General features: G+C 71.2%; 21 protein-coding genes and 2 tRNA genes. 19 read left to right on the top strand and 4 right to left on the bottom strand.

The window, feature by feature from the left end; translation table 11 throughout:
- Positions 1-190 precede the first annotated feature (190 nt).
- Positions 191-1,399: a glycosyltransferase gene (locus tag HDC93_RS26810; RefSeq protein ID WP_185013369.1), complete on the top strand. Its 1,209-nt coding sequence runs from the start codon at positions 191-193 to the stop codon at positions 1,397-1,399.
- A gap of 168 nt (positions 1,400-1,567) precedes the next feature.
- Here the strand turns inward: HDC93_RS26810 and HDC93_RS26805 are convergent, their stop codons facing one another.
- Complete coding sequence (locus tag HDC93_RS26805) at positions 1,568-3,610, bottom strand: hypothetical protein (RefSeq protein WP_398986555.1); 2,043 nt, start codon at positions 3,608-3,610, stop codon at positions 1,568-1,570.
- A gap of 403 nt (positions 3,611-4,013) precedes the next feature.
- Between HDC93_RS26805 and proB the strand changes: the two genes are divergently transcribed.
- From proB to HDC93_RS26780, 5 genes are all read left to right on the top strand, one after another.
- Entirely contained in the window at positions 4,014-5,120 is a 1,107-nt protein-coding gene (proB, locus tag HDC93_RS26800) for a glutamate 5-kinase (protein ID WP_185013394.1), read from the top strand.
- A 133-nt stretch (positions 5,121-5,253) separates the two neighbouring features.
- On the top strand, positions 5,254-5,712 hold the full coding sequence (locus tag HDC93_RS26795; protein WP_185013395.1) for a hypothetical protein: 459 nt from the start codon (positions 5,254-5,256) through the stop codon (positions 5,710-5,712).
- A gap of 72 nt (positions 5,713-5,784) precedes the next feature.
- Positions 5,785-7,071: a glutamate-5-semialdehyde dehydrogenase gene (locus HDC93_RS26790; RefSeq protein ID WP_185013367.1), complete on the top strand. Its 1,287-nt coding sequence runs from the start codon at positions 5,785-5,787 to the stop codon at positions 7,069-7,071.
- A 168-nt stretch (positions 7,072-7,239) separates the two neighbouring features.
- Complete coding sequence (locus tag HDC93_RS26785) at positions 7,240-7,842, top strand: hypothetical protein (protein ID WP_185013366.1); 603 nt, start codon at positions 7,240-7,242, stop codon at positions 7,840-7,842.
- 89 nt (positions 7,843-7,931) lie between these two features.
- The gene (locus tag HDC93_RS26780; RefSeq protein ID WP_185013365.1) at positions 7,932-9,008 is read left to right on the top strand and encodes a hypothetical protein; all 1,077 of its coding nucleotides are present in this window, start codon (positions 7,932-7,934) and stop codon (positions 9,006-9,008) included.
- Positions 9,009-9,032: 24 nt separating this feature from the next.
- On the opposite strand, the gene HDC93_RS26775 is transcribed toward HDC93_RS26780, so the two are convergent.
- Positions 9,033-10,154, bottom strand: coding sequence for a M48 family metallopeptidase (locus HDC93_RS26775; protein WP_185013364.1), 1,122 nt, complete (start codon positions 10,152-10,154; stop codon positions 9,033-9,035).
- 123 nt (positions 10,155-10,277) lie between these two features.
- Between HDC93_RS26775 and HDC93_RS26770 the strand changes: the two genes are divergently transcribed.
- The 10 genes from HDC93_RS26770 to HDC93_RS26725 all read left to right on the top strand — a co-directional run bounded on the left by HDC93_RS26770 (position 10,278) and on the right by HDC93_RS26725 (position 15,502).
- On the top strand, positions 10,278-10,436 hold the full coding sequence (locus HDC93_RS26770) for a hypothetical protein (protein ID WP_185013363.1): 159 nt from the start codon (positions 10,278-10,280) through the stop codon (positions 10,434-10,436).
- 164 nt (positions 10,437-10,600) lie between these two features.
- Positions 10,601-10,765: a hypothetical protein gene (locus HDC93_RS26765; RefSeq protein WP_003990192.1), complete on the top strand. Its 165-nt coding sequence runs from the start codon at positions 10,601-10,603 to the stop codon at positions 10,763-10,765.
- A gap of 85 nt (positions 10,766-10,850) precedes the next feature.
- Positions 10,851-11,594 carry a nicotinate-nucleotide adenylyltransferase gene (nadD, locus tag HDC93_RS26760; RefSeq protein WP_185013362.1) on the top strand — a complete coding sequence of 248 codons (744 nt, stop codon included), beginning with the start codon at positions 10,851-10,853 and terminating at the stop codon, positions 11,592-11,594.
- 16 nt (positions 11,595-11,610) lie between these two features.
- On the top strand, positions 11,611-13,323 hold the full coding sequence (locus HDC93_RS26755) for an LCP family protein (protein ID WP_185013361.1): 1,713 nt from the start codon (positions 11,611-11,613) through the stop codon (positions 13,321-13,323).
- Positions 13,324-13,437: 114 nt separating this feature from the next.
- Positions 13,438-13,884 (top strand): ribosome silencing factor, encoded by a 447-nt coding sequence (gene rsfS / locus HDC93_RS26750; RefSeq protein ID WP_031108827.1) that lies wholly within the window; start codon positions 13,438-13,440, stop codon positions 13,882-13,884.
- Positions 13,875-14,549, top strand: coding sequence for a histidine phosphatase family protein (locus HDC93_RS26745; protein WP_185013393.1), 675 nt, complete (start codon positions 13,875-13,877; stop codon positions 14,547-14,549). The genes rsfS and HDC93_RS26745 overlap by 10 nt, the downstream gene beginning before the upstream one ends.
- A 99-nt stretch (positions 14,550-14,648) precedes the next feature.
- A tRNA-Ala gene (locus HDC93_RS26740) sits at positions 14,649-14,721 on the top strand.
- A 200-nt stretch (positions 14,722-14,921) separates the two neighbouring features.
- The gene (locus HDC93_RS26735; protein ID WP_185013360.1) at positions 14,922-15,095 is read left to right on the top strand and encodes a hypothetical protein; all 174 of its coding nucleotides are present in this window, start codon (positions 14,922-14,924) and stop codon (positions 15,093-15,095) included.
- Between the two features lie 3 nt (positions 15,096-15,098).
- Positions 15,099-15,332 (top strand): hypothetical protein, encoded by a 234-nt coding sequence (locus tag HDC93_RS26730; RefSeq protein ID WP_006136074.1) that lies wholly within the window; start codon positions 15,099-15,101, stop codon positions 15,330-15,332.
- Between the two features lie 97 nt (positions 15,333-15,429).
- Positions 15,430-15,502, top strand: a tRNA-Ala gene (locus tag HDC93_RS26725).
- Between the two features lie 120 nt (positions 15,503-15,622).
- Here HDC93_RS26725 and HDC93_RS26720 read toward each other — a convergent pair.
- Together HDC93_RS26720 and HDC93_RS26715 are read right to left on the bottom strand one after the other, a co-directional pair.
- Entirely contained in the window at positions 15,623-17,233 is a 1,611-nt protein-coding gene (locus tag HDC93_RS26720) for an NADH-quinone oxidoreductase subunit NuoF family protein (RefSeq protein WP_185013359.1), read from the bottom strand.
- Positions 17,230-18,495: a ferric reductase-like transmembrane domain-containing protein gene (locus HDC93_RS26715; protein ID WP_185013358.1), complete on the bottom strand. Its 1,266-nt coding sequence runs from the start codon at positions 18,493-18,495 to the stop codon at positions 17,230-17,232. Before HDC93_RS26715 ends, HDC93_RS26720 begins: the two co-directional genes overlap by 4 nt.
- Before the next feature lie 469 nt (positions 18,496-18,964).
- Here HDC93_RS26715 and leuS point away from each other — a divergent pair, with 469 nt between their 5' ends.
- The 3 genes from leuS (at position 18,965) to HDC93_RS26700 (ending at position 23,794) form a co-directional block, all read left to right on the top strand.
- Positions 18,965-21,844, top strand: a complete 2,880-nt coding sequence (gene leuS / locus HDC93_RS26710; RefSeq protein WP_185013357.1) for a leucine--tRNA ligase — start codon at positions 18,965-18,967, stop codon at positions 21,842-21,844.
- 231 nt (positions 21,845-22,075) lie between these two features.
- Positions 22,076-22,876 carry a hypothetical protein gene (locus HDC93_RS26705; RefSeq protein WP_185013392.1) on the top strand — a complete coding sequence of 267 codons (801 nt, stop codon included), beginning with the start codon at positions 22,076-22,078 and terminating at the stop codon, positions 22,874-22,876.
- Between the two features lie 72 nt (positions 22,877-22,948).
- A complete protein-coding gene (locus HDC93_RS26700; protein WP_185013356.1) occupies positions 22,949-23,794 on the top strand; it encodes a DegV family protein in 846 nt (281 codons plus the stop codon).
- The last annotated feature ends 425 nt before the right edge of the window (positions 23,795-24,219 follow it).

Raw genomic sequence — 24,219 nt, 5'->3', positions numbered from 1 at the left:
GCGACACAGGGTTCGGCCCCGAGGAGTTCTCCTCGGGGCCGAACCCTTTCGTTTCCCCGGTTCCTGTTCGTTCACGTTGTGACCTGAACCACTAACGCGTGTGTCTGAGGCAACCGCTTGCCTCGATCACCCGTCTATCAAGTAGCGAATGAGGCGATACGGGGGAATATCCCATTGACTAGGGGGAAACGTGACCGTGACGCAGCCTGATGTGAGTGTGATCATCGGTGCGTACGAAGCGATGCCGTATCTGATCGAGTGCCTCTCGTCCGTGGAGGCACAGACCATCGATCCGATGCGCGTCGAGGTCATCGCGGTGGACGACGGTTCGACGGACGGAACGGGGGAGTACCTGGAGGAGTTCGCCGAGCGGGCTCCCATGCACGTGCTGGTGATCCGGCAGGAGAACTCCGGCGGCCCCAGCGGCCCGCGCAACGTGGGCCTGGGCAAGGCCACCGGACGTTACGTGTTCTTCCTCGACGCGGACGACCGGCTGGGCCCCGAGGCCCTGGAGCGGATGGTCGGCATGGCCGACCGCGCCGGCACGGACGTGGTGCTCGGCAAGGTCGAGGGCGTCAACCGCTCGGCACCGAAGTCCATGTGGGGCAGGACGGTGGAGCGGACGGACGTCTTCTCCTCCAACATCAAGTTCACGCTCAGCGCGCAGAAGCTGTTCCGCCGCGCCCTGCTGGACCGGCACGGCATGCGCTTCGAGGAGTCACTGTTCACCGGCGAGGACGCGCTGTTCACCATGGAGGCGTATCTGCGGGCGGACGGCGTCTCCGTGGTCGCCGACCACACCTGCTACTACCTGGTCGGCCGCGACGACGGCAAGCACGTGACGAAGAGCGGCAGTTACACGCTGCGTTTCGACTCCGCGCGGGCCCTGATGGAGCTCATCGCCGAGCTCGTCCCCGCGGGCGGCCGGCGCGACCAGCTGATGATGCGGCCCTTCCTCGTGACGCTGCTGCCGCAGTTCGGACCCAAGTACCTGACGGACAGCGAGGAGGTCCGCCGGCACAAGTTCGAGCTCGCCAAGCCGCTGATGGACACCTACTGGACCGAGGGCGTCGCCCAGCGCCTGAAGGTCCACGAGCGGCTGCGGCTGCATCTGGTCGCCGAGCAGCGCCCCGAACTGCTGCCGGACGTCGTGAAGTTCGTCAAGGCCAAGAAGCAGGCGGCGGCCCTCCTGGAGCGGAAGGGCCGCCGTGTGTACCTGGTCTACCCGCACTTCCGGGACCGCGCCGCAGGCGTCCCCGACGCGGTCTACCTCGCCGAGCCCCGGGAGGCCCGGGCCTTCCCGGGCTACCGCGAGGGAGGTCTCGACACCTTCATGCGCCGGGCGGTGCGCAAGGCGCGGCGGGTGCTGACGTCCCGCGAGGTGCGGCACGCGGCGTGAGCACGCGTGCCGCTGCCCGGCGTGGTGCGGTCGGGGCCTCGGTCGCGGTGCCGCTTGGCGTGGTGGGGTCGGGGCCTGGAGCGTGGTGCCGTTCGGCGTGGTGGGGCCGGGGCCTCGGTCGCGGTGCCGTTCGGCGTGGTGGGGTCGGGGCCTCGGTCGCGGTGCCGCTCAACGCGGTGCGGTCGGGACCTCGGTCGCGGTGCGCTGACCGGGCACCGCGGCCAGCCGCTCCGCCACCCGTGCCCTGTGGTCCCGGGCCACCCCGCACAGCGCCCGGACGGCGTCGTTGAAGCGCTCCTGCGACGACGGCTCCGCCGGGCCGAGCAGCCGCAGCTTCAACTCGGCTCGTGCCTCGGCCAGTTCGTCGCGCTCCGGGTGCCGGACGGCGTCCAGCAGGTCCGGCACCCCGGCGGCGTCCGGCGTCAGTACCGTCGCCGCGACCACTGTCGGGAACGCGACACGGAAGGCGTCCTCGGACAACCCGCTGGTGTTGGCCACGGCGTACGGCTTCGCACTCGCGAGGAAGTCGCTGATCACGCTCGACACATCGCTGATCAGCAGGTCGGCCACGTTGAAGCAGGAGTACAGCGTGGGCCGGGCGTCCGTGATGATCTGGTGCTCCCCCTCCGGCAGCGAGGCCCAGTACGCCTCCTCCCACGCGGCCGTCGCCCGCGCCACCGCCTCCGCGCGGCCCGGCTCCGGCGCCGACTGCACCAGCATCCGCTCCACGGTGTCGGCCCCGGCCCGGAACACCGACGTGGTGAGCCGGTCCAGCTCGGCGGTGCGGAGGGCGAGTTCCGCGCTGTCCGAGGGGCGCGCGGCCCCCCGCTCCCGGTTGGCCGCCCGGATCAGCTCCCGGATCCGCAGATCGGCCGCGCCCGCGCGAGGGTCCACCGAGCCCGTCAGCGGGTGCGGCTTGTACAGCAGCCGCACGCAAGGGTCCGCGAGCAGCGCCCGCACCAGGTTCTCGCCGGCCGCGATCACCGAGGTGTTGCCGGGGTTGCCGTCCCAGCCCTCCCAGGTCGGCGCGTACAGCACGGTCGTGCGCGGCCCGGCCGGCGGCCCCGCGTAGGGCAGCACACCGTCCAGCTGCGGGCGGCCCGTCTCCACCACGTCCTTGTCCTCGACCCCGACCTCGGCCAGGGCGTAGCGCTCGCGCGCGGCGGGCCCGGCCACCCACACCTCGTCGTACGCCTTCGCGTACGGGTTGCAGGACGACAGCTTGTCGCTCTCGCCGTGGTTGACGAAGGTGTGCTTGATCGTGGGGATGCGCAGCACCTGCGAGGTCTTGCCGGAGTTCGACGGGTGGATGAGGACCTGGAGCGTGGAGTGCTCCAGGCGCATCAGCGTCGACACCTTCGGCAGGCACACGATCGGGATGTCCGTCGCCGCGATCTTCTGCACCATGAACCGCTCGCGCAGGATGATGACCGGCCTGCCGTCCAGCCCGGCGAGCGGCTCCAGCCACATGTTCGCCTGGTAGGCCGAGGCGGCACCGCCGGAGAAGTACAGGCCGGCGGTCGGCCGGTACGCGGCCAGCCAGGCGTCGAACCACTCGAGCACCTCCTGCTCGTCCGCCGGGCGGCGGCCCGGCAGCAGGCGCAGGAGCAGCGCGCCGAGGCCGATCAGCCCGAGGGCGAGGGAGAGCGCGATGCCCACCGCCGCGTAGACCGGCCGGTCGCCCGGCGCGCTGGCCAGCAGCCCGGCCGTCGCCGGGAGGCCGAACACCAGCAGCCGGTGGCCGGGGCGGCGCAGCAGCACGGACGGGGCCGGGGACAGCCGCAGTGCCGAGGCGTCGATGTTCCGGGTCACCACGGGCAGCGTGCGAGTGCGGCGGACCAGCACGGAGACCGCCTGGATCGCGCAGTGCAGCACGTAGAAGACGAGCAGCCCGGCCACCAGCGGGGCGTACACCGTCTCCCGGTCCTGCTCGCCGAGCCGCAGCAGCGCCACGACCAGCAGCAGGTCCCGCAGGACGTGCCGCACGGTGATGTCGGCGTGCGACTTGGCGAACAGCGACAGCACCCCACGCTGCCACCGGTACAGCACGCCCTCGGTGGCCAGGGAGACGGCCGTCGCGGCGATCAGCAGCGGGACGTGGGGCAGCAGCGCCGCGACCGCCTGTGCGGCGAACGCGGCGGCCAGGACGACGGTGACCAGCCCCTTGAGGAGGGCCTGCGGACGGGGGAGAGGTACGGGCACTGCGGTCACTCCAGGAGCGTCGGGTCGGCGCAGGTCGCCGTCCGGGTTAACGCACGGCGACCTCCCTACGACACGCGCGTGTCGTAGGGGCGTGGGGGCGGTTGCCGTCTCGCGTGTCGTCGGACCGTAGCGGACGATTGGCCTGCTGTCGCGGGTGGGGTCGAAGAAGGGGCGGGGTGGGGTCCGAGAAGGGCGAAAGGTCCCGGTGCGGGGTGTGAGGAGGGCGGCAGTGCATCTGTGGCGACGGCGGCAGCGCACCCGTGGTGACGGCGGAAGCGTTCCCGTGACCTCAATGGCACCGTCCGTAACGTGGACCGGCGCCGCACCTGTTCCGGCCGTCCCGTAGATTTCCTGGTGAGCGACCGAATCGACGCGAGGGACGGACGGCGACGTGGCAGGGGCAAGGCAGGCCGTGGGCGAGGCCCGCAGGATCGTCGTCAAGGTCGGGTCCTCCTCGCTGACCACCGCCTCGGGCGGCCTGGACGCGGACCGCGTGGACGCGCTGGTCGACGTCCTCGCCAAGGTCCGCAGCGGCGGGGAACGCGAGATCGTCCTGGTCTCCTCGGGTGCCATCGCCGCCGGCCTCGCCCCGCTGGGCCTGCGCCGCCGCCCCAAGGACCTCGCCCGGCAGCAGGCCGCCGCCAGCGTCGGCCAGGGTCTGCTGGTCGCCCGCTACACCGCCTCGTTCGCCCGCTACGGCGTCCGCGTCGGGCAGGTCCTGCTGACCTCCGACGACATGAGCCGCCGCTCGCACCACCGCAACGCCTCGCGCACTCTCGACAAGCTGCTCGCCATGGGTGCCCTCCCGATCGTCAACGAGAACGACACCGTCGCCACGGACGAGATCCGCTTCGGCGACAACGACCGCCTCGCCGCCCTCGTCGCCCACCTCGTCCACGCCGACCTGCTGGTCCTGCTGTCCGACGTGGACGGCGTCTACGACGGCGACCCGGCGAAACCCGGCACCTCCCGCATCGGCGAGGTGCGCGACCTCTCCGACCTCGCGGACGTGGAGATCGGCAGCACCGGCAAGGCCGGCGTCGGCACCGGCGGCATGGTCACCAAGGTCGAGGCCGCCCGGATCGCCGCGGCCGCCGGCGTCCCCGTCGTCCTCACCAGCGCCGTCCACGCGGCCGACGCTCTGACCGGCCAGGACACCGGCACCTTCTTCCACCCCACCGGCAAGCGCTCCGCCGACCGGCTGCTGTGGCTCCAGCACGCCTCCACCCCGCAGGGCGCGCTGACCCTCGACGACGGCGCCGTCCAGGCCGTCGTGGACCGCCGCAAGTCGCTGCTGCCGGCCGGGATCGCCGCCGTCGAGGGCGAGTTCAGCGCCGGCGACCCGGTCGAACTGCGGGACGGCACGGGGCACGCGGTGGCCCGCGGGCTGGTCAACTTCGACGCCAAGGAGATCCCCCGGCTCATCGGCCGCTCGACCCGGGAACTGGCCCGCGAACTCGGACCCGCGTACGAACGTGAGGTCGTACACAGGGACGACCTGGTGGTCCTGCACCCGTAATGGGTCGAAACGTCCGCCCCCGGTGGTGGACGTTCCGCAAAACCGCCACGCGATCCCTTGCGGCCTGCTCAACTTTGTCCCAGGGAACTGTTCCGCAGCAGCGCCGAGCGCAAAGGAGGCCGTCGTGAGACGAGTGCGCCCTGGGACTCAAGTGTCCCGCGGTGGTGCCGGCTCCCGTGCGGCCGGTGAGGAGCGGGCCCTGACGAGCGTGGCGGCCGGGGACCGGTTCCAGGGCGAGGAACCCGGCGACACCCCGCGTCTGTGGCACGTCACCCTCAGCGTCTCCGGCAAACAGGCCCCGCTCCCGGAGGTCCGGCGCGCCCTGGAGCAGCTCGCCCACGACCATCCCTTCTTCCTGACCAGCCGGTACGCGGTCGACCACGCGGAGATCCGCTACTGGGAGGAGGCCCGCGACCTGCACGACGCGGCCGCCGTCGCCCTGCGCCTGTGGGGCGAGCACCGGCAGACCGCCGGGCTGCCGCCCTGGGAGATCGTCGGCCTGGAGGTCATCGACCGTGCCACGTACCACCAGCGCATCGCGGAGGGGTACGGGCCGCCCCCGGCCTCGCCCGTCGGAGTTCACCCGTTTTGATCCGTTCCGGGAAACGTCTCGGGGTGTGAAACGCGCGATGAACGGATCCGCCGGGCGCACTACGCTTCCCTCATGACCACGCTTTCGCCGTACGACTCCATGTCCCCGGTCACCGAGGCCGCCTACCGCGCCAAGGCCGCCGCCGCGACCCTCGCGCCGCTGCCCCGGGCCGAGAAGGACGACGCGCTGCTCGCCATCGCGGACGCGCTGGAGGTCCGTGCGAGCGAGATCGTCGAGGCCAACGCCAAGGACGTCGCCAAGGCCCGCGAGGCCGGCATCAGCGAAGGCATGATCGACCGGCTCACGCTCACCCCCGAGCGGATCCGCGCCATCGCCTCCGACGTGCGCGACGTCGCCGCCCTGCCCGACCCGGTCGGCGAGGTCGTCCGCGGCTCCACGCTGCCCAACGGCATCGACCTGCGCCAGGTCCGCGTGCCGCTCGGCGTCGTCGGGATCATCTACGAGGGCCGCCCGAACGTCACCGTCGACGCCGCCGCCCTCTGCCTGAAGTCCGGCAACGCGGTCCTGCTGCGCGGCTCCTCCTCGGCGTACCAGTCGAACACCGCCCTGGTGCGCGTCCTGCGCGACGCCGTCGGCGGGGCCGGACTCCCCGCCGACGCCATCCAGCTCGTCCCCGGCGAGAGCCGCGACAGCGTGCGCGAGCTGATGCGCGCCCGCGGTCTGGTCGACGTGCTCATCCCGCGCGGCGGCGCCTCCCTGATCAACACGGTCGTCCAGGAGTCCGTCGTCCCGGTCATCGAGACCGGCACCGGCAACTGCCACGTCTACGTCGACGCGCAGGCCGACCTCGACATGGCCGTCGAGATCCTGATCAACTCCAAGGCCCAGCGGGTCGGCGTCTGCAACGCCGCCGAGACTCTGCTGGTCCACCAGGACATCGCCGCCGCGTTCCTGCCCCGCGCCCTGGACGCCCTCGCGGAGGCCGGCGTCACCGTGCACGCCGACGAGCGCGTGCAGGCCTACGCCGAGGACTCCAAGGCCACCGTCGTCGAGGCGACGGCCGAGGACTGGGAGACCGAGTACCTGTCGTACGACATCGCCGCCGCGGTCGTGGACTCCCTGGACAAGGCCGTCGAGCACATCCGGCTGTGGACCTCCGGCCACACCGAGGCCATCGTGACGACCTCCCAGCAGGCCGCCCGCCGCTTCACCCAGCTGGTGGACTCCACCACCGTCGCCGTGAACGCCTCCACCCGCTTCACCGACGGCGGCCAGTTCGGCTTCGGCGCCGAGATCGGCATCTCCACGCAGAAGCTGCACGCCCGCGGCCCCATGGGCCTGCCGGAGCTGACCAGCACGAAGTACATCGTCACCGGGGACGGGCACGTGCGGCGCTGAACCGCGCTTCCCCGGAGTGCGGGGGGTATGCGAGCCGCCGCATGACCGTGCAGGGTCATCCGGATGGCGCAGACGCGCGCGACCGGAGTGCCCCGGCGGGCGTGCGCCGTCCGGCACCCGCGCGAGCCGTCTCAACCGGCGGATGAATTTCCGTACCGTCTGCCCAAATTGACCCCCCAGGTCTACTCTGGATTCGTGCCGGAGGACGTGGGGGGCACGCCGTTTCCGGACGGCCGGGAGCCCGACGACGACCACGACCGCGGGGTGTCGGACGAAGAGTTCGCCTCCGTGGTCTTCGACGAGGCCTTCGTACGCGCGGCCGTGGTGCACGAGCCGACAGCGGTGGAGCGCCTCCTGGCCGCGGCCCAGGCGAGAGCCGAGGCCTCCGAGGCGGAGTCGCGCCGCGCCCACACCAGAGGCGAGCGCTTCGACGACCGGCACGGTCCGGACCGGCGCGGAGATTTCGGCCATGATCCCGACCTCGACGAGTTCGACGACCCCGATGTCATCGAGGGCCACTACGGCAGCACCGGGCCCTACTCCAAACAGGTCCGCTGGCACCGCCCCGTGGCCTGGCTGCTCGCCCTCATGATGGGCATCGGCATGGTCGCCCTGGCGTTCACGGCGGTCTACCGGGGCGCGTCCTCCAACCGGGACGAGCCCGCGCCACCACCCGCCTCCACCGGCCTGGAACAGGGCAGCGGAGCCGCCCCTTCGGCTTCCGCCGACTACTCCCAGCCGGCCGTCTCGGTGATCCCCCGCAGCCCCTGACCGGAACCCGCCCATCCTGGTGAGAACCAGTCAGAACTTGTGGAGCAGCCGGGCGTTTACCCGAGCTTCGGGAGACCTACCCTGAAGATATGGGCGGGCCTGGAAACCCACCTGAGGGGAGTCCCGAGGGCGCCCCCGGAGGTGGAGAGGACGAGTATCGATCCGTCGTCTTCGACGAGTCGTTCGTCCGTGCTGCCCGCCTCCAGGAGTTCTCCGCGCAGGAGCGCATCGCCGACCACTCGCCCGCCGTGCGACGCCGGCCGCCCCTGCGCCGGGGCCTGTCCCGGCAGGCCCTGGTCCTGGTCCTGCTGATCGCCGTCGCCTTCGGCACCGCGATCTACATGGGAGTACGGCACCCCTACCAGGCCCCCGCCGCCCGGGAGCCCATCGAGCCCCTGCGGATGACCGTCATCCCGCTCGCCCCCGAGGGCAAGGTGCCCGGCACGGCCGACCTGGCGAACCTGTACGAGCACAGCCCCGCCGCACAGTTCCGGACCGGCGCGGAGGGCGTGCCGCTGCCCGCCTCGCGGCGCACCGCGCACTTCTCGGACAGCCAGGTCGTGAGCGCCCTGAGCACCGCCAAGGACTACATCGTGCGGTCGGCCCTCGACCCGGAGGTGCTCACGGGCGGCGAGGTCAGGGCCGTCCGCGTGCTGCTCGACCCCGAGCAACAGGACCAGTTCGACCAGAGCTTCACCCGCCCCACCGCCGACGGCCGCCACGCGCCCACCGGCTGGCTGGTCCGCTTCGACCCCTCGCGCGCCCAGCTCGCCGACCACAAGGTCCGGGTCCAGGGCACGCTGCAGGCCGCCGAGGCCGACGCGTCCACCCTCGAGGTCACCGCCGACCACACGTTCGTGTACGCGCTGCGGGCGACCGGGTCCGGCTCCGGTGGCAAGGACGAGGTGTCCCTGTTCACTCTCCGGCGCGAGCTGCACTTCCGCTTCGACCGCGACGACCTGCGGCTGCACCAGGCCCAGCTCGTCGTCTCCTACGTCCAGGCCGGCCCGCTCTCCTGCGCCGAGGACTCCACGAACCATCTGAGACCCCTCCTGGCCGGCCAGACGGCCAAGGAGGGCGGCCCCGCGGGCACCGACCCCTACGCCACGGGCAGCGCGACGGCCCTGTGCGGCACGCTGGCGACAAGCGCGCAGCCGAAGGTCTGAGGGGCCGCAGGGCCGGAAGGGGGTCTAGCTGCCCTCGCTCGGCGGCCGGTCGTCCCCCGAGGAGTCCGACGGGCCCGTCTGTGGCCCCTGGGGCGGCTTCGGGGACGCGTTCGTGAAGCCGCCGAAGCCGCGGCGGACCCGGTCGCCCAGGTCGCCGGCGCCGCCCGCGAGGTCGGTGACCAGCTTCATCAGCGGATCCTTGGAGCTCTTCACATGGCTGCCGTAGTGGTTCGCCGACTCGCGCCAGGAGTCCCGGACCGAGGTGTCCTTGTCCTCGTCGCGCCGCGGGTAGTGGCCGTCCATGATCCGTTGGTAGTCCCGCGACTCGGCCCACTTCTTCAGCTCGGCCGCCCGCACGGTGGTGAAGGGGTGGGAGCGGGGCAACACGTTGAGGATCTTCAGCACCGAGTCGCGCAGGTCACCACCCGCCTCGTACTCCTCGGCCTGCGCGAGGAACGCGTCCACGTTCATCTCGTGCAGGTGGTTGCCGCCCGCGATCTTCATCAGACCCCGCACGGAGGCCTGCAGATCCTGCCCGACCAGCAGCCCGGCCCGGTCAGCGGAGAGCTCCGACTTGCGGAACCACTCCCGCAGGCCGGTCACGATCGCCATGATGGCGAGGTTGCCCAGGGGGATCCAGGCGACCCGGACGGCGAGGCTGGTCAGGAACAGCAGGATCGTCCGGTAGACCGAGTGACCGGACAGCGCGTGGCCCACCTCGTGCCCGACGACCGCCCGCATCTCCTCCTCGTCGAGGAGCTCCACGAGGCCCGTCGTGACGACGATGATCGGCTCGTCCAGACCGATGCACATCGCGTTCGGCTGCGGGTCCTGGTTCACATACATCGGCGGGACCTTCTCCAGGTCCAGGATGTAGCAGGCATCCCGCAGCATCACGTTCAGATGGGCGAACTGCTGGTCCGAGACCCGCACCGAGTCGGACAGGAACAGCAGCCGCAGACTGCGCTCGGGCAGCAGGCCGCTGAGCGCCTTGAACACCGTGTCGAAACCGCTCAGCTTGCGCAGCGCCACCAGGGCGGAGCGGTCGGCCGGGTGCTCGTAGGTGCGCGAGGAGATCCCGGAAAAGCGCCTGCGCTGCCTGCTCGGCACGTGCTCGTGCCCGTTGTGCTCGTGGCCGTCGGACATGTCTTCCCCCAGCGTCTGGTGTGACCTTTGCGGCCCTTTGTGCGGGCTTTTGCTTCCCCGAGGCAGAGCCCAGCCTAGGCGGAGTTACGGTGGTCGGGCAGTACAGCGAAGGAGACCACCGTCATGGAGCACCACCCCGCATCCGCCTGGCTCGCCGGGGCCGCGAACGCCGCCGGGGGACAAGGACCGGGGATGCTGCGGATCGTGCTGATCGTGATGATCCTGGGCTGTGCGGTGACCGCTTGGTTCCTGCTGCGTGGCTACAGACGGAAGGACGACTGAGGCCACACGAAGGTTCCCCGCCGGGCCCCGGGAGCGGCCCCGGCGGCTACGCGCGTGTCCGCCCGCGGCACGAACAAGCGGAGTCGGGGTGATCGCGGAACGGGCGCCCGCTTACGATGAGCCGACGTCTTTAACCCGCCCTCACGCGATAGGTCCTGCCGAAGATGAGCTTCCACAGCACCGCTGCCCAGTTGGTCACCCTCGCCGCCGAGGGCGAAGAGCACGGCGGAAATCACGAGAGCCTCAGCCCCTACCTCACCGGCGGTGGCGCCCTCTTCATCCTGCTGCTCCTGCTGTGGATCACCACCCGCTTCAACCGCGACCGCTGAGACCGGCGGGGCATCCCGCCGAGGATGCCCGGGGGACCACGGGGGCGGCCGGAGCCCTCAGGCAGGGCCGGTAGGGTCTGCACGCATGGGAGAGCAGGACATGCCTACCGGTCCGGCGAACGAGACGCCGCACGACCCGGCACGGGACACGGCGAGCGGAACCGAGCGACACTCGGAGCCCCGCCGTGCCTCCGCGGTGGCCGGCCGGACCGACGGCCCCGGAAAGAGCCCGTCGCGACCGGGCAAGCGCCGCCTCGGTGTCATGGGCGGCACCTTCGACCCGATCCACCACGGGCACCTGGTGGCGGCCAGCGAGGTCGCCGCGGCGTTCCACCTCGACGAGGTGGTCTTCGTGCCGACGGGCCAGCCCTGGCAGAAGACCCACCGCAGCGTCTCCCCGGCCGAGGACCGCTACCTGATGACGGTCATCGCGACCGCCGAGAACCCGCAGTTCTCCGTGAGCCGCATCGACATCGACCGCGGCGGCCCCACCTACACCGTGGACACGCTGCGCGACCTGCGCGCGCTCAACCCGGACACGGACCTGTTCTTCATCACCGGCGCCGACGCGCTCGCCCAGATCCTGACCTGGCGGGACAGCGAGGAGCTGTTCTCCCTGGCGCACTTCATCGGGGCCACCCGGCCGGGCCACCACCTGGACGACGCCGGGCTCCCGGAGGGCGGTGTCTCGCTCGTGGAGGTTCCGGCTCTGGCCATCTCCTCCACGGACTGCCGTGCGAGAGTCGCCAAGGGCGACCCCATCTGGTACCTGGTGCCGGACGGCGTCGTGCGCTATATCGACAAGCGCGAGCTGTACCGCGGCGAGTGAGCCGAGAGGGGCACCGGTGAACGACCGATACGACGCGGGGGCCGCGGGCTACGGCGCCGACCAGTACGAGCTCGTCGGCTACGACGAGTACGGCCAGCCTGTCTACCGCCAGGTCCAGACCCAGCAGCAGACCTACGATCCGTACACCCAGCAGCACCAGCAGGGCTACGGCTACGACCCGTACGCGCAGCAAGGGCAGCAGTCCCCGCCCGCCTACGACTACGGCACCGGCGGGCAGCCCGCTCCCGACTACGGCTCCTACGACCCGTACGGCACCGCCACGCACCAGGGCGGTGCCGCGCAGGGCGCCCCGCACGACCCCTACGGCCACACCGCCGCCGGTACCACCGGCCGGCAGCCCCGGGTCGCCGAACAGACCGCCCAGCAGACCGCCCACATCCCGCAGCAGGCCGGCCCCGACCACGACCGGGAAGCCCCCGCCGAGTCGCAACGGGAGTACCACACCGAGCAGTTCGCCTTCGTCGAGGAACCGGACGCCAACTCCGAAGACGTCATCGACTGGCTGAAGTTCACCGAGAACCGCACCGAACGCCGCGAGGAGGCCCGGCGCCGGGCCCGCGGCAGGATCGTGGCCCTGGTGGTCGTCCTCGCGCTCGTCGCGGCCGGCGGCGTCGGCTACCTCTGGTACGCGGGGAAGCTGCCCGGTCTGTCGTCCGAGGACTCCAAGGCGGGCACCGCGACGGCCGCAGGCGCCCAGAAGCGCGACGTGATCGTCGTCCACCTGCACGACACCAAGGGCGGCGGCACCTCCACGGCCCTCCTCGTCGACAACACCACCACCGAGCGGGGCACCACCGTCCTGGTGCCCAACTCCCTCGCCCTGACCAGCGACGACGGCACCACGACGACGCTCGCCAAGTCGGTCGAGGACGACGGCTCCGACGGCACCCGCGACGCGCTCGACACGGTCCTCGGCACCGACATCGAGGGCACCTGGCGCCTGGACACCCCCTACCTGCAGAACCTCGTCGACCTGGTCGGCGACATCGACGTCGACACCGACGCCGAAGTGCCCGACCCGGCCGCCAAGAAGAAGGGCGAGGCCCCCCTGGTCAACAAGGGCCGGGACCAGACCCTGAGCGGCAAGATGGCGGTCGCCTACGCCACCTACCGCGCCCCCGGCGAGGCCCAGAACGCCCAGTTGGAGCGCTTCGGCCAGGTCATGCAGGGCATCCTGCGCAAGATGTCCTCCGACCCGCGGGCCGCGACGACCACCATCCAGACCCTCGCGCAGATCCTCGACCCGTCCCTCACCGACAAGGACCTCGGCACCTTCCTCGCCGGGCTCTCCGACCTCGCCAAGGGCGGCGACGTCACGACCGACCTGCTGCCCGTCCAGAACGACGGCACGCTCAGCGCCCAGGCGAGCGCGCGGGTCGTCAAGAACGTTCTCGGCGGCACCGCCAAGAGCCCCGACAAGGACGCCGCCGTCAGCGTCTCCGTGCAGAACGCCACCGGAGTCAAGGACAACACCGAGAAGGCCCGTGTCGTGCTCCTCAACGGCGGCTTCACCTTCCTGGAGGGCGGCACCGGCACCGCCCGGACCACCTCCCAGGTCGTCTACACCGACGCCGCCGACAAGGCGAACGCCGCCGAGGTCGCCAAGACCCTCGGCCTGTCCGCGGGGTCCGTCACGAAGGGCAAGACCTCGGGGAGCGCGGACGTCTCCGTGGTCCTCGGCCAGGACTACAGGCCGTCGTCCGGCTAGACGCGGCTAGACGGCGAAAGGGCCCTCCCCACGTGATCCCGGTCATCGCGTGGGGGGCCGGCGGCGGTACGTGAGACCCTTGGTGTCCAGTGTCCGCCGACCGAAAGCCATGCAGTGACCGTGACCGACCGCTCTCACGAGCTGATCAACACCGCCGCCCAGGCGGCCGCCGACAAGCTGGCCCACGACATCGTCGCCTACGACGTCAGTGACGTGCTGTCCATCACGGACGCCTTCCTGCTGGCCTCGGCACCCAACGACCGCCAGGTCAAGGCGATCGTCGACGAGATCGAGGAGCGCCTCTCGAAGGAACTCGGCGCCAAGCCGGTGCGCCGCGAGGGCGACCGCGAGGCCCGCTGGGTACTGCTCGACTACGTCGACATCGTCGTCCACGTCCAGCACAGCGAGGAGCGCGTCTTCTACGCCCTGGAGCGGCTGTGGAAGGACTGCCCCGAGGTCGAGCTGCCCGAGGAGGCCAAGGCCACCCGCGGGAAGGCCGAGGAGCACGCCAAGCTGCGGGCTGCCGAGGAGGCGGCGGAGCTGGACGGTGACTGGCGGTGACCACCTTCGGTGAGGCGTCCGCCGGGAAGGGCCGTGGCCGTCGCGTCATCCTGTGGCGGCACGGCCAGACCTCGTGGAACGTGGAGCGCCGTTTCCAGGGCAGCACGGACGTCGAGCTGACCGAGACCGGTCTCGCCCAGGCCCGCCGCGCCGCCCGGCTGCTCGCTTCCCTCAAGCCGGACGCCATGGTCGCCTCCGACCTGCGGCGCGCAGCGGCCACGGCCGCCGAGCTCGCCACGCTCACCGGCCTCGACGTCATCCACGACGAGGGGCTGCGGGAGACCTACGCGGGCGTCTGGCAGGGCCTGACGCACGACGAGATCCTCGCCCGGCACGGCGAGGAGTACGCCGCGTGGAAGCGCGGTGAGCCCGTCCGCCGCGGCGGTGGCGAACTGGAGACCGAGGTCGCCGACCGCGCCGCCCCCGTGGTGCTGCGGTACGCCGAGAAGCTCCCCGACGACGGCACGCTCGTCGTGGTCAGCCACGGCGGCACGATCCGCACCACCATCGGCCGCCTGCTGGGTCTCGATCCCCACCACTGGGAAAGCCTCGGCGGACTCTCCAACTGCTGCTGGTCCGTGCTCGGCGAAGGCGCCCGCGGCTGGCGTCTGCTGGAGCACAACGCCGGCACCCTGCCGGAACCGGTGCTCGGCGACGACGACTGACCCCCGGATTTCACTTTCCGGCAGGTCGCAGGCTAAAGTTCTTCTTGTTCGCCCCGCCAAGCGGGGCGAGAGACCATGCGGCTCAGCCGCGTGGCGCAAGGGGCTATAGCTCAGTTGGTAGAGCGCCTGCATGGCATGCAGGAGGTCAGGAGTTCAATTCTCCTTAGCTCCACGCCAAGATCCCGTTCCCGCTCAGGGGGCGGGATTTTTCGTGCTCCGGCTTGAGTCACTCGGGCTAGCTCAGGCGTATACCTCTACGGCTCCGCCGGGTGCCGTGTCCGGACTGGTACTGAGGCGTCGCTGACCGTATTGGTCCGGCCGTGGCAGAATCAAACGGCCGGAAGGGGGCGCGGCCCGACGGGAGGAGTAGTGATGCCTGCGAGCATCCGCGAGGAGGTCGACCACCTCCTCGAAGCAGCGTTCACAGGGGAGATGTCCACCCGCCTCAGCTGCCCTTCCTGCGGTTCCGCGCATGTGGCCCAGATGCTCGGCGACAACGGCGGGATTTCCTACGTGTGCACGGCCTGCGGCCACAGCTGGAGCTGATCGATGGGTGCACACAGGCGGAAGTGCGACTGGTGCGGCAGCGGGACTCCGATCGTCCGCGACATGGAGCCGATCAATCCCGACTACCAGTACTGGTGCGAGGAATGCGCGCGGGCGCTGATCATAAAAGGCGACCCGATCGAGACGTACCGCGAGTTGGAGGGCGAGCCGATCTACGGGCGGCTTCTGGAGGAGCACTGCACGCTCAAGCGGTTCTACTCGTTCGTCACGGCATAACGGGCATTTCGGGCAAAGTGAAACCGATTTGGTGTTGGGCCTGATGGGCCAGTAATGTTGGCGTCGCCGCCGGGGAAACCCGGAGGGGCACTGGCAAGGGGCTATAGCTCAGTTGGTAGAGCGCCTGCATGGCATGCAGGAGGTCAGGAGTTCAATTCTCCTTAGCTCCACAGCAGATGAGAAGGCGGGCCATCCGAATCGGATGGCCCGCCTTCTTCGTGTGCGTGGTCCTGCGTGTGCGTCGCCCGGGTGCGCTCACGGCGGGCCCGGCGGGCCCGCCGTGTCTGTGCTCAGCGGCCGAGAGCGCGGCGGCCGCGGCCCTGGGAGAGGACCGGGAGGTTGCGGGACGGCGCTCCCGGCGCGCTCGCCTCCTCGAGGCGCAGCGCCAGTGCCGGGCAGCGGCGCACCGCGCGTAGGGCCTTGGCCTCGGCGTACCGCGGCACCTGTGCCTGCGCCACGGTCGGGAAGCCGTCGGCGCCCAGCTGGAACACCTCGGGGAGGATGTCCGCGCACAGTCCGTGGCCCCGGCACAGCGTCCAGTCCACGTAGATCTTCTGGCGGCTGGGGCCGTTCTCCTCTGACTCTCCGCCGCCCGGGATGCCCGTGGGGGCCCTGCCCCCCTCGAAGAGCGGCAGAACGCCCTCCACGGGCCGTCCGCAGCCGTTGCCGAGGACGTGGGCGGCCAAGTCGTCGGTGAAGGCCTTGATGGTCGACTCGATGAACATCGCGGAGCCGTCCGGGTGCGAGCACGCTCCGCGCCGCTTCACGTTCTTGGCGACCTGCTTGAGGGCCTCCAGGGCGGCCGGTCCGCCGCCGTTGAGGATGTCCTCCAGGCCGCGTGCGGCGGCCGGCAGGCCGAGGTAGCAGGGGCCGCACTGGCCCGCGCTCTCCTCGGCCAGCCACTGCGCCACCCGCAGCGACTCGCCCAGCGGGCAGGTGTCCTGAGTGATCGGCAGAATCGCGCCGGCGCCGAGTGCGCCGCCCACCGCGTCCAGGGAGTTGCGGGAGACGACCGCCTCGTTGACCGTCGCCGCGTCGATCCACTTGCCGTGGTAGCCGCCGGTGAGCACGCCCTGCGGCACCGGCGGAGCGCCGGCGAGCTGCAGGACGTACCGCAGCGGCACGCCCGTCGGGACCTCGATCACCATGGGGCGGGCGACCGCGCCGGAGACCGTGAGCATGACGGTGCCCGGCTCGTCGTACAGACCGGTGTTGCCGTAGCGCTCCGGGCCGATGCGGGCGGCGATCGCCAGCTGGGCGAAGGTCTCGGCGTTGGAGAGCAGGGTGGGTGCGCCGCCGACGCCGTTCTGCGAGGCGCTGACCTTGCGGCCGGGCGGGACGGCCGGGCCGCCGTCGATCGAGCGGATCAGCGACGCGGCGGCGCCGGTGACCATGCGGACCGGATTGCGCTGGACGCGTGCGCGCAGCGCCGACCGGCGGCCGTTGCTCAGGCCGCGTTCGGAGAGCGCGGCCTCCATGGAGCGCTGCGTCGACTCACGGGTGACCCCCACCACGAGCGTGCGGGCACCCAGGGCCTCGGCGCACAGCAGGGCGCCGTCCAGGATGAGATGCGGGGCACGGTTGATCAGCACCGTGTCCTTGCGGCAGGCCGGCTCGTCCTCGCTTCCGTTCACGACGACGACCGGCCGGACGCCGCGCTTGATCGCCGCTTCGGCGACCGAGCGCAGCTTCTTGTGGAAGGGGAAGCCCGCGCCGCCGCGGCCCTTCAGGTTGATGCGTTCGGCGAGTTGCGCGAGCTGCTCGCCGCCCATCGGCTCGAGCGGCCCGTGCACCTTGAGGTGCATGGGCAGATCGAGCCGATCGACAAGGTCGAAGCCCGACGTGAGCTGGGGAAGGCCGACCACGCGGACTTCGGGTACGTCGGGCAGGGCCTCGTTCACTTAAAGCCTCCGGAAGGCGTGTTCCAAGGTTCGCCCGATCCCGGTGCGTCGAAGTCGTAGGACGCACCGGGATTTGTGTCAGTGGCGGGACCGCTGTTGTACGTGTCGTTCGGGTAGTACGTGCCGAAGGCGGCGTTCGACTCACCCGTGTCGTACACGTCACTCGATCCGTAACCGGCGGCGCCTGGATTGCCATAGGCCGGGATGTTTTGCCCGGTGTCCTGGAGGGGGTCGTACGGCGGGATGTTGAAGCCCGTGTCCTGGAGCGGGTCGTAGGCGGACGGCGGGGCCTCGCCGACCGGCGGCGGGGACGGGATCGGCCAGTTGCCCGAGGTGCTGGAAGGGCCGTCCACGGTCGGGATGGTCTCGGTGGGCTGCATGTCCAGCGGCAACTGCATGCTGGTGGTCGGCCCGGGCGCGAAGGCCTGACCGCCCTGGGGAGGGCCCGAGACGGCCCGGTAGGCGGCGGCGAAGCCGTTCGCCGGTTCCTTGGCCGCGCCGCGTTCCGCCTTCTCGTACAGCGGTCCCGTCGGGGACGCCGCGGCGCGCGCGGACGCTCCCCGGCCCTCCTGGTCGCCGCGCGCGAACCCGCCTGCCGCCCGGGCCCGGCTCTCCTCCAGGTCCCTGCGGCCCAGGCCGTCGCCGGGCCCGATCATCGAGGCGATCTTGTCGGCGAACCGGCGCTTGACCTGGCGCGGAGCCGCGCGCAGGGCGAGCGCTCCGGCCACGCCGGCCAGGGACAGGCAGTACAGGATGACGAAGATCGGCTTGGCGGAGCGACCCGCGTAGAGTCCGTGGACCAGGGCGGCGCACCAGGCCGGGTAGGCCAGCATGTGCATGGCCCGCCAGCGTGCCGCGACGGGCGCGGGGGACGCGAAGCGGTTGCGCAGCACGCCGGTGATGCCTACGAAGATCATGAGCATGCCCGCCAGGGTGCCCAGCCCGATCAGGAACGACCTGCCCCCGACCAGTTCCTCGTCGGTGAACGCCAGCCCGAAGGGGATCACCGCGGCGATCCACGAGGTGTGGGAAAGCGCCAGCTTCACGCCGATGTGCACCAGCAGGAAGACGATCGAGGCGACGGCCGTGGTCCGGTGCACGGCCTGCGCCAGGATGCGGCGGCGCGCGTCGAGGAGGACCCGGTCCTGGGCGATCAGGCCCCAGATCACCGAGCACGTCAGACACACGAGGGACAGCACGCCCGCACCGAAGTTGAGGAACTCGGCGAACGAGTCGTCTGCCGTGGAGTCGTAGGGGTTCACGACAGGCCTCCCCACGTCCCGGTGGCCGGGTGTAGGGAGGTGTTACTGCGATGAGGGTTCATGGGGGCAACTCCGAGCGGTTCGGTAAAGCAGCGGTCCCGCTGCCGAACTCTAAGCGGAGTCATACCGATCAGTACGAGGTTTGAGTTATTGCGTTGTTATCAAAGGACAATGTGCTTGCTGCGATGTCCCTTAGTGGTTGTTACGCGAAGTAACTATTGACCTTGGTTCAGGTTTTCGGGCGCCGAGAGGGGCCTCGGAAGTGCGTCGCGACGCGCTGAGGGCCTGCGGTACCCTAGCGCCATGCGTGCCGTACGCCTTCTGCTTAGCGGGCCGCGCTGATCAGTCCCGGCCACCGGACGAGTCGAGTGGCCGGCATCGGCGCGGCGTCCCCTCCTGTGTGAGGGGATTTTTCGTTTCTCGAACCAGACAGCCGCAGGCAGAGACGATCGATGGAGCTTTGAGGATCATGAGCGAGACGAACCCCGCCGTCACCTCCGAGGTGGCGGCGCCGCACCGCTACACGGCCGCCATGGCTGCCGAGATCGAGGCACGCTGGCAGGACTTCTGGGACGCCGACGGCACCTACGCCGCGCCCAACCCCAAGGGCGACCTGGCCGGTGACCCGGAGCTCGCCGCCCGCCCCAAGAAGTTCATCATGGACATGTTCCCGTACCCCTCCGGTGCGGGCCTGCACGTCGGCCACCCTCTGGGCTACATCGCCACGGACGTCTTCGCGCGCTTCCAGCGGATGACCGGCCACAACGTCCTGCACACCCTGGGCTTCGACGCCTTCGGCCTGCCCGCCGAGCAGTACGCGGTGCAGACCGGCACGCACCCGCGCGTGTCCACCGAAGCCAACATGGAGAACATGAAGTCCCAGCTGCGCCGGCTGGGCCTGGGCCACGACAAGCGCCGGTCGTTCGCCACGATCGACCCGGACTACTACAAGTGGACCCAGTGGATCTTCCTGCAGATCTTCAACTCCTGGTACGACCACGACGCCCGCCGGGCCCGCCCGATCGCCGAGCTGGTCGCCGAGTTCGAGTCCGGTGAGCGTCCCGTACCGGGCCACACGCGCGCGTGGAGCGAGCTGAGCGCCGCCGAGAAGGCCGACGTCCTGGGCGAGTTCCGGCTGGCCTACGCCTCCGACGCGCCGGTCAACTGGTGCCCCGGGCTGGGCACCGTGCTGGCCAACGAGGAGGTCACCGCCGAGGGCCGCTCCGAGCGCGGCAACTTCCCCGTCTTCAAGGCCAAGCTGCGCCAGTGGAACATGCGCATCACGGCCTACGCCGACCGCCTGCTGGACGACCTGACCGAGCTGGACTGGCCCGAGGCCATCAAGCTGCAGCAGCGCAACTGGATCGGCCGCTCGGAGGGCGCCCGCGTCGACTTCCCCGTCGACGGCGAGCGCATCACGGTCTTCACCACCCGCCCCGACACCCTGTTCGGCGCCACCTACATGGTGCTGGCGCCCGAGCACCCGCTGGTCGAGAAGTTCACCCCGGCCGCCTGGCCGGAGGGCACCCACGAGGTGTGGACCGGCGGCCACGCGACCCCCGGTGAGGCCGTCGCCGCCTACCGCGCCCAGGCCGCCTCGAAGTCCGACGTGGAGCGCCAGGCCGAGGCCAAGGACAAGACCGGCATCTTCATCGGCGCGTACGCCACCAACCCGGTCAACGGCGAGCAGGTCCCGGTCTTCATCGCCGACTACGTCCTGATGGGCTACGGCACCGGCGCGATCATGGCCGTTCCGGCCGGCGACCAGCGCGACTTCGAGTTCGCGCGCGCCTTCGAGCTGCCGATCCACTGCATCGTCGAGCCGACCGACGGCCGCGGCACGGACACCTCGACCTGGGAGAACGCCTTCTCGTCGCACGACGCGAAGATCATCAACTCCTCGAACGACGAGGTGAGCCTGGACGGCCTGGACGTCGCCGAGGCCAAGGCCCGCATCACCGAGTGGCTGGAGCGGTCCGGCGTCGGCGAGGGCACCGTCAACTTCCGGCTGCGCGACTGGCTGTTCAGCCGCCAGCGATACTGGGGCGAGCCCTTCCCGATCGTCTACGACGAGGACGGCATCGCGCACGCGCTGCCCGAGTCGATGCTGCCCCTGGAGCTGCCCGAGGTCGAGGACTACTCGCCGCGCACCTTCGACGCGGACGACGCCGACACCCAGCCCGAGACCCCGCTGTCGCGCAACGAGGACTGGGTGAACGTCACCCTGGACCTGGGCGACGGCCGCGGCCCGCGCGCGTACCGGCGCGAGACCAACACCATGCCCAACTGGGCCGGTTCCTGCTGGTACGAGCTGCGCTACCTGGACCCGCACAACTCCGAGAAGCTGGTCGACCCGGAGATCGAGCAGTACTGGATGGGCCCGCGCGAGGGACAGCCGCACGGCGGTGTCGACCTGTACGTCGGCGGCGCCGAGCACGCCGTGCTGCACCTGCTGTACGCGCGCTTCTGGTCCAAGGTCCTGTACGACCTGGGCCACGTCTCCTCCGCGGAGCCGTTCCACAAGCTGTTCAACCAGGGCATGATCCAGGCCTACGTCTACCGTGACAGCCGTGGCATCGCGGTGCCGGCCGCCGAGGTGGAGGAGCGCGACGGCGCCTACTACCACCAGGGCGAGAAGGTCTCCCGGCTGCTGGGCAAGATGGGCAAGTCCCTGAAGAACGCGGTCACTCCGGACGAGATCTGCGCCGAGTACGGAGCCGACACGCTGCGCCTGTACGAGATGGCGATGGGCCCGCTGGACGTCTCCCGGCCGTGGGACACGCGCGCGGTGGTGGGGCAGTTCCGGCTGCTGCAGCGGCTGTGGCGCAACATCGTCGACGAGGCGACCGGCGAGCTGACCGTCGTCGACGCCGAGACCGACGAAGAGACGCTGCGCGCCCTGCACAAGGCGATCGACGGCGTCCGCGGCGACCTGGACGGCATGCGGTTCAACACCGCCATCGCCAAGGTCACCGAGCTGAACAACCACCTGACCAAGGTGGGCGGGGCAGTGACCCGACCGGTCGCCGAGGCCCTGGTGCTGATGGCCGCGCCGCTGGCCCCGCACATCGCCGAGGAGCTGTGGCGCCGGCTGGGGCACACGGACTCGGTGGTGCACCAGGACTTCCCGGTGGCCGACCCGGCGTACGTCGTCGACGAGACCGTGACCTGTGTCGTGCAGGTCAAGGGCAAGGTCAAGGCGCGGCTGGAGGTCTCGCCGTCGATCTCCGGCGACGAGCTGGAGAAGGTCGCGCTGGCCGACGAGAAGGTCGTCGCCGCGCTGGGCGGTGCCGGGATCCGGAAGGTGATCGTGCGCGCGCCGAAGCTGGTGAACATCGTTCCGGCGTAGCCGCCGGGAGTACGGCCGCTCCCGGGGTGGTCCGCCTGGGCTCGGACCGTTCTCGGTTCCGCTCAAAAGGCAGGACCGCTCTCGTTTCCGCGCAAAAGGCAGGACCGCTCTCGGGGTGGTCCCCTACGGGCAGGTTCGGGGTTTTTCTGGAACTCCGGACCTGCCCGTTGCGTTTACCGTTGAAGAGCGACGCGAGGCGCCGCGACGTCCTGAGGAGGAGCCCTTGTGGAAGTGATCGCAGTCTTCGCCCTGCTCTTCGTGCTCTTTGTCGGGCTCGGGGCGTACGCCACCGTGAAGGCGGTCGGCGCCGCCAAGCGCGGTGTGGACCGCGGTATCACCCAGGCCCGCCGCACGGTCGAGGACCACACACTGCGCGCCAAGTCCTTCGCCCAGCCCGGCGCCGCGGGCGAACTCGCTCAGCTCCGGCTGAAGCTGCGCACCTCTATGCGGGCCACGCAAGAGGCGCTGCGGGCGGCCGTCGCCGAGGACGAGTCCCTGAAGGAGTCCCTCGGCCTCTTCGAGCGGCTCAGTGCGCACGGGCGCGAGCTGGACGACGAGCTCAAGCGCCTGGAGTCAGAGCCGGACCGTGCCGCGCTCACCGAGCGCCTGCCCGGACTGCGCGAGCGCACCGAACGCATCACGCACTCGGCGGACTCGCTGCGCTGGGCGGCCCGCGACCGCGCCCGCCGCTTCGCGGACGACGACCTGGACTCGCTCAGCGCCCAGATCGACCTGGAGTCCGGGGCCCTGCGGCACTGGACGGCGCCGGAGCCGCAGCCCGCCTCCTCGCCGCAGCCCGCGTCCTCCGGGCAGCACGCGTCCTCTTCGCGGCCGGGCTCCGCGTCACAGTCCGCCGCGCCGCCGCCCTGGCCCGAGGCGCCCGCCGCGGATGCCACCTCGGCCGGGCAGACCTGGCAGGACACCGCGCAGTCGAGCCCCGAGCAGGAGCCGGCGCGGCCCGCCATCACGCCGCCCGCAGCGCGCCCGACCTACCCCTGGCAGAAGAAGCGCCGTCCCGAGAGCACCACTTGATCCGGCCAGTGGCCCCGCAGGGCGCGGGGGCCGGGCTGCCGCACGGGCGCTACGGCAGGTAACCTCCAGCTCATGTCCCGCCATGTCGCGATCGTCACCGATTCAACGGCCTACCTGCCGACCCGGACGATGGAGCGTCACGGCATCACCGCGGTACCCCTGACCGTGGTCCTCGGTGACCGGGCGCTGGAGGAGGGCACCGAGATCTCGACCCGCGCCCTCGCCCAGGCTTTGCAGAAGCGGCGCCCCGTGACGACCTCGCGGCCCGGTCCCGCGGTCTTCGAGGAGACCTACCGCAGGGTCGCCGAGTCCGGCGCCACCGGCATCGTCTCCCTCCATCTCTCCGCCGAGCTCTCCGGGACGTACGACGCGGCCGTCGTGGCCGCGCGGCAGGCGCCGGTGCCGGTGCGGGTGGTGGACACGGGCATGATCGCGATGGCGCTCGGGTTCTGCGCGCTCGCCGCGGCGGAGACCGCGGAGTCGGGCGGGACGGTCGACGAGGCCGTCGCGGCCGCCGAGAAGAGGGCCGCGGGCACCTCCGCCTACTTCTACGTCGACACCCTCGATTACCTGCGGCGCGGCGGGCGGATCGGCGCCGCGCAGGCCCTGCTGGGCTCGGCGCTCGCGGTGAAGCCGCTGCTGCAACTGTCCGACGGGCGTATCGAGCCACTGGAGAAGGTGCGGACCGCGTCCAAGGCGATCGCCCGCCTCGAGGAGATCGCGGCCGACCGTGCGGGCAGCGCCCAGGTGGATGTCGCCGTCCATCATCTCGCCGCCCCGGACCGGGCGTCGGCCCTCGCCGACCGGCTGCGGACGCGGGTGTCCGGGCTGGCCGATCTGCATGTCAGCGAGGTCGGGGCGGTGATCGGAGCGCATACGGGACCCGGGCTGCTGGGGGTCGTGGTTTCGCCCCGGTGAACGTTGCTGTGGGACTCCGGCCGCCCGTGTGAGTGACAGAGTTGTCCACAACCGGGGGATTTTCCCCGGGAATTGACCAAGATCATCGCGGGTGGGCCCGAGTGGCCGATCCTCGTCGCATGGCACTTCGATCACGTTCACGCACAGCGACCGCGACCAGTGGGCCGGGCCGTCATCCGGCATCCGACGGGCGCGTCCGCCATCACCGACGCCCGCCTGTCGCGCGCGGGCGGGCCCGGCAGCGCCATGCCTCTGCGGAGGAACTGCGGCGGCGGGCGGGGGTGTTGTTCGGCGAGCACGCGGGGCAGGCGGATGGCACAGGACACGCGGAGCGCGCAGGGCAGGCGGGGCACGCAGGACACGCGGAGCAGGCAGAGCGGGCGGGGCGCGCAGGGCAGGCGGAGCAGGCAGAGCGGGCGGGGCAC

Origin of the sequence: Streptomyces sp. AK010, from assembly GCF_014207295.1 — a bacterium.
GTDB classification, from domain to species: domain Bacteria; phylum Actinomycetota; class Actinomycetes; order Streptomycetales; family Streptomycetaceae; genus Streptomyces; species Streptomyces massasporeus.
Note: the sequence above shows the minus strand (reverse complement) of the source record. Positions and strands in the feature narration are given on the sequence as shown.

Excerpts from the sequence above, each read along its gene's own strand:
- HDC93_RS26765 (WP_003990192.1), top strand. The coding sequence starts at position 10,601 with ATGAGCTTCCACAGCACCGCTGCCCAGTTGGTCACCCTCGCCGCCGAG.
- HDC93_RS26735 (WP_185013360.1), top strand. The coding sequence starts at position 14,922 with ATGCCTGCGAGCATCCGCGAGGAGGTCGACCACCTCCTCGAAGCAGCG.
- nadD (WP_185013362.1), top strand. The coding sequence starts at position 10,851 with ATGGGAGAGCAGGACATGCCTACCGGTCCGGCGAACGAGACGCCGCAC.
- HDC93_RS26770 (WP_185013363.1), top strand. The coding sequence starts at position 10,278 with ATGGAGCACCACCCCGCATCCGCCTGGCTCGCCGGGGCCGCGAACGCC.
- HDC93_RS26790 (WP_185013367.1), top strand. The coding sequence starts at position 5,785 with ATGACCACGCTTTCGCCGTACGACTCCATGTCCCCGGTCACCGAGGCC.
- HDC93_RS26780 (WP_185013365.1), top strand. The coding sequence starts at position 7,932 with ATGGGCGGGCCTGGAAACCCACCTGAGGGGAGTCCCGAGGGCGCCCCC.
- HDC93_RS26730 (WP_006136074.1), top strand. The coding sequence starts at position 15,099 with ATGGGTGCACACAGGCGGAAGTGCGACTGGTGCGGCAGCGGGACTCCG.
- leuS (WP_185013357.1), top strand. The coding sequence starts at position 18,965 with ATGAGCGAGACGAACCCCGCCGTCACCTCCGAGGTGGCGGCGCCGCAC.
- HDC93_RS26775 (WP_185013364.1), bottom strand. The coding sequence starts at position 10,154 with ATGTCCGACGGCCACGAGCACAACGGGCACGAGCACGTGCCGAGCAGG.
- HDC93_RS26700 (WP_185013356.1), top strand. The coding sequence starts at position 22,949 with ATGTCCCGCCATGTCGCGATCGTCACCGATTCAACGGCCTACCTGCCG.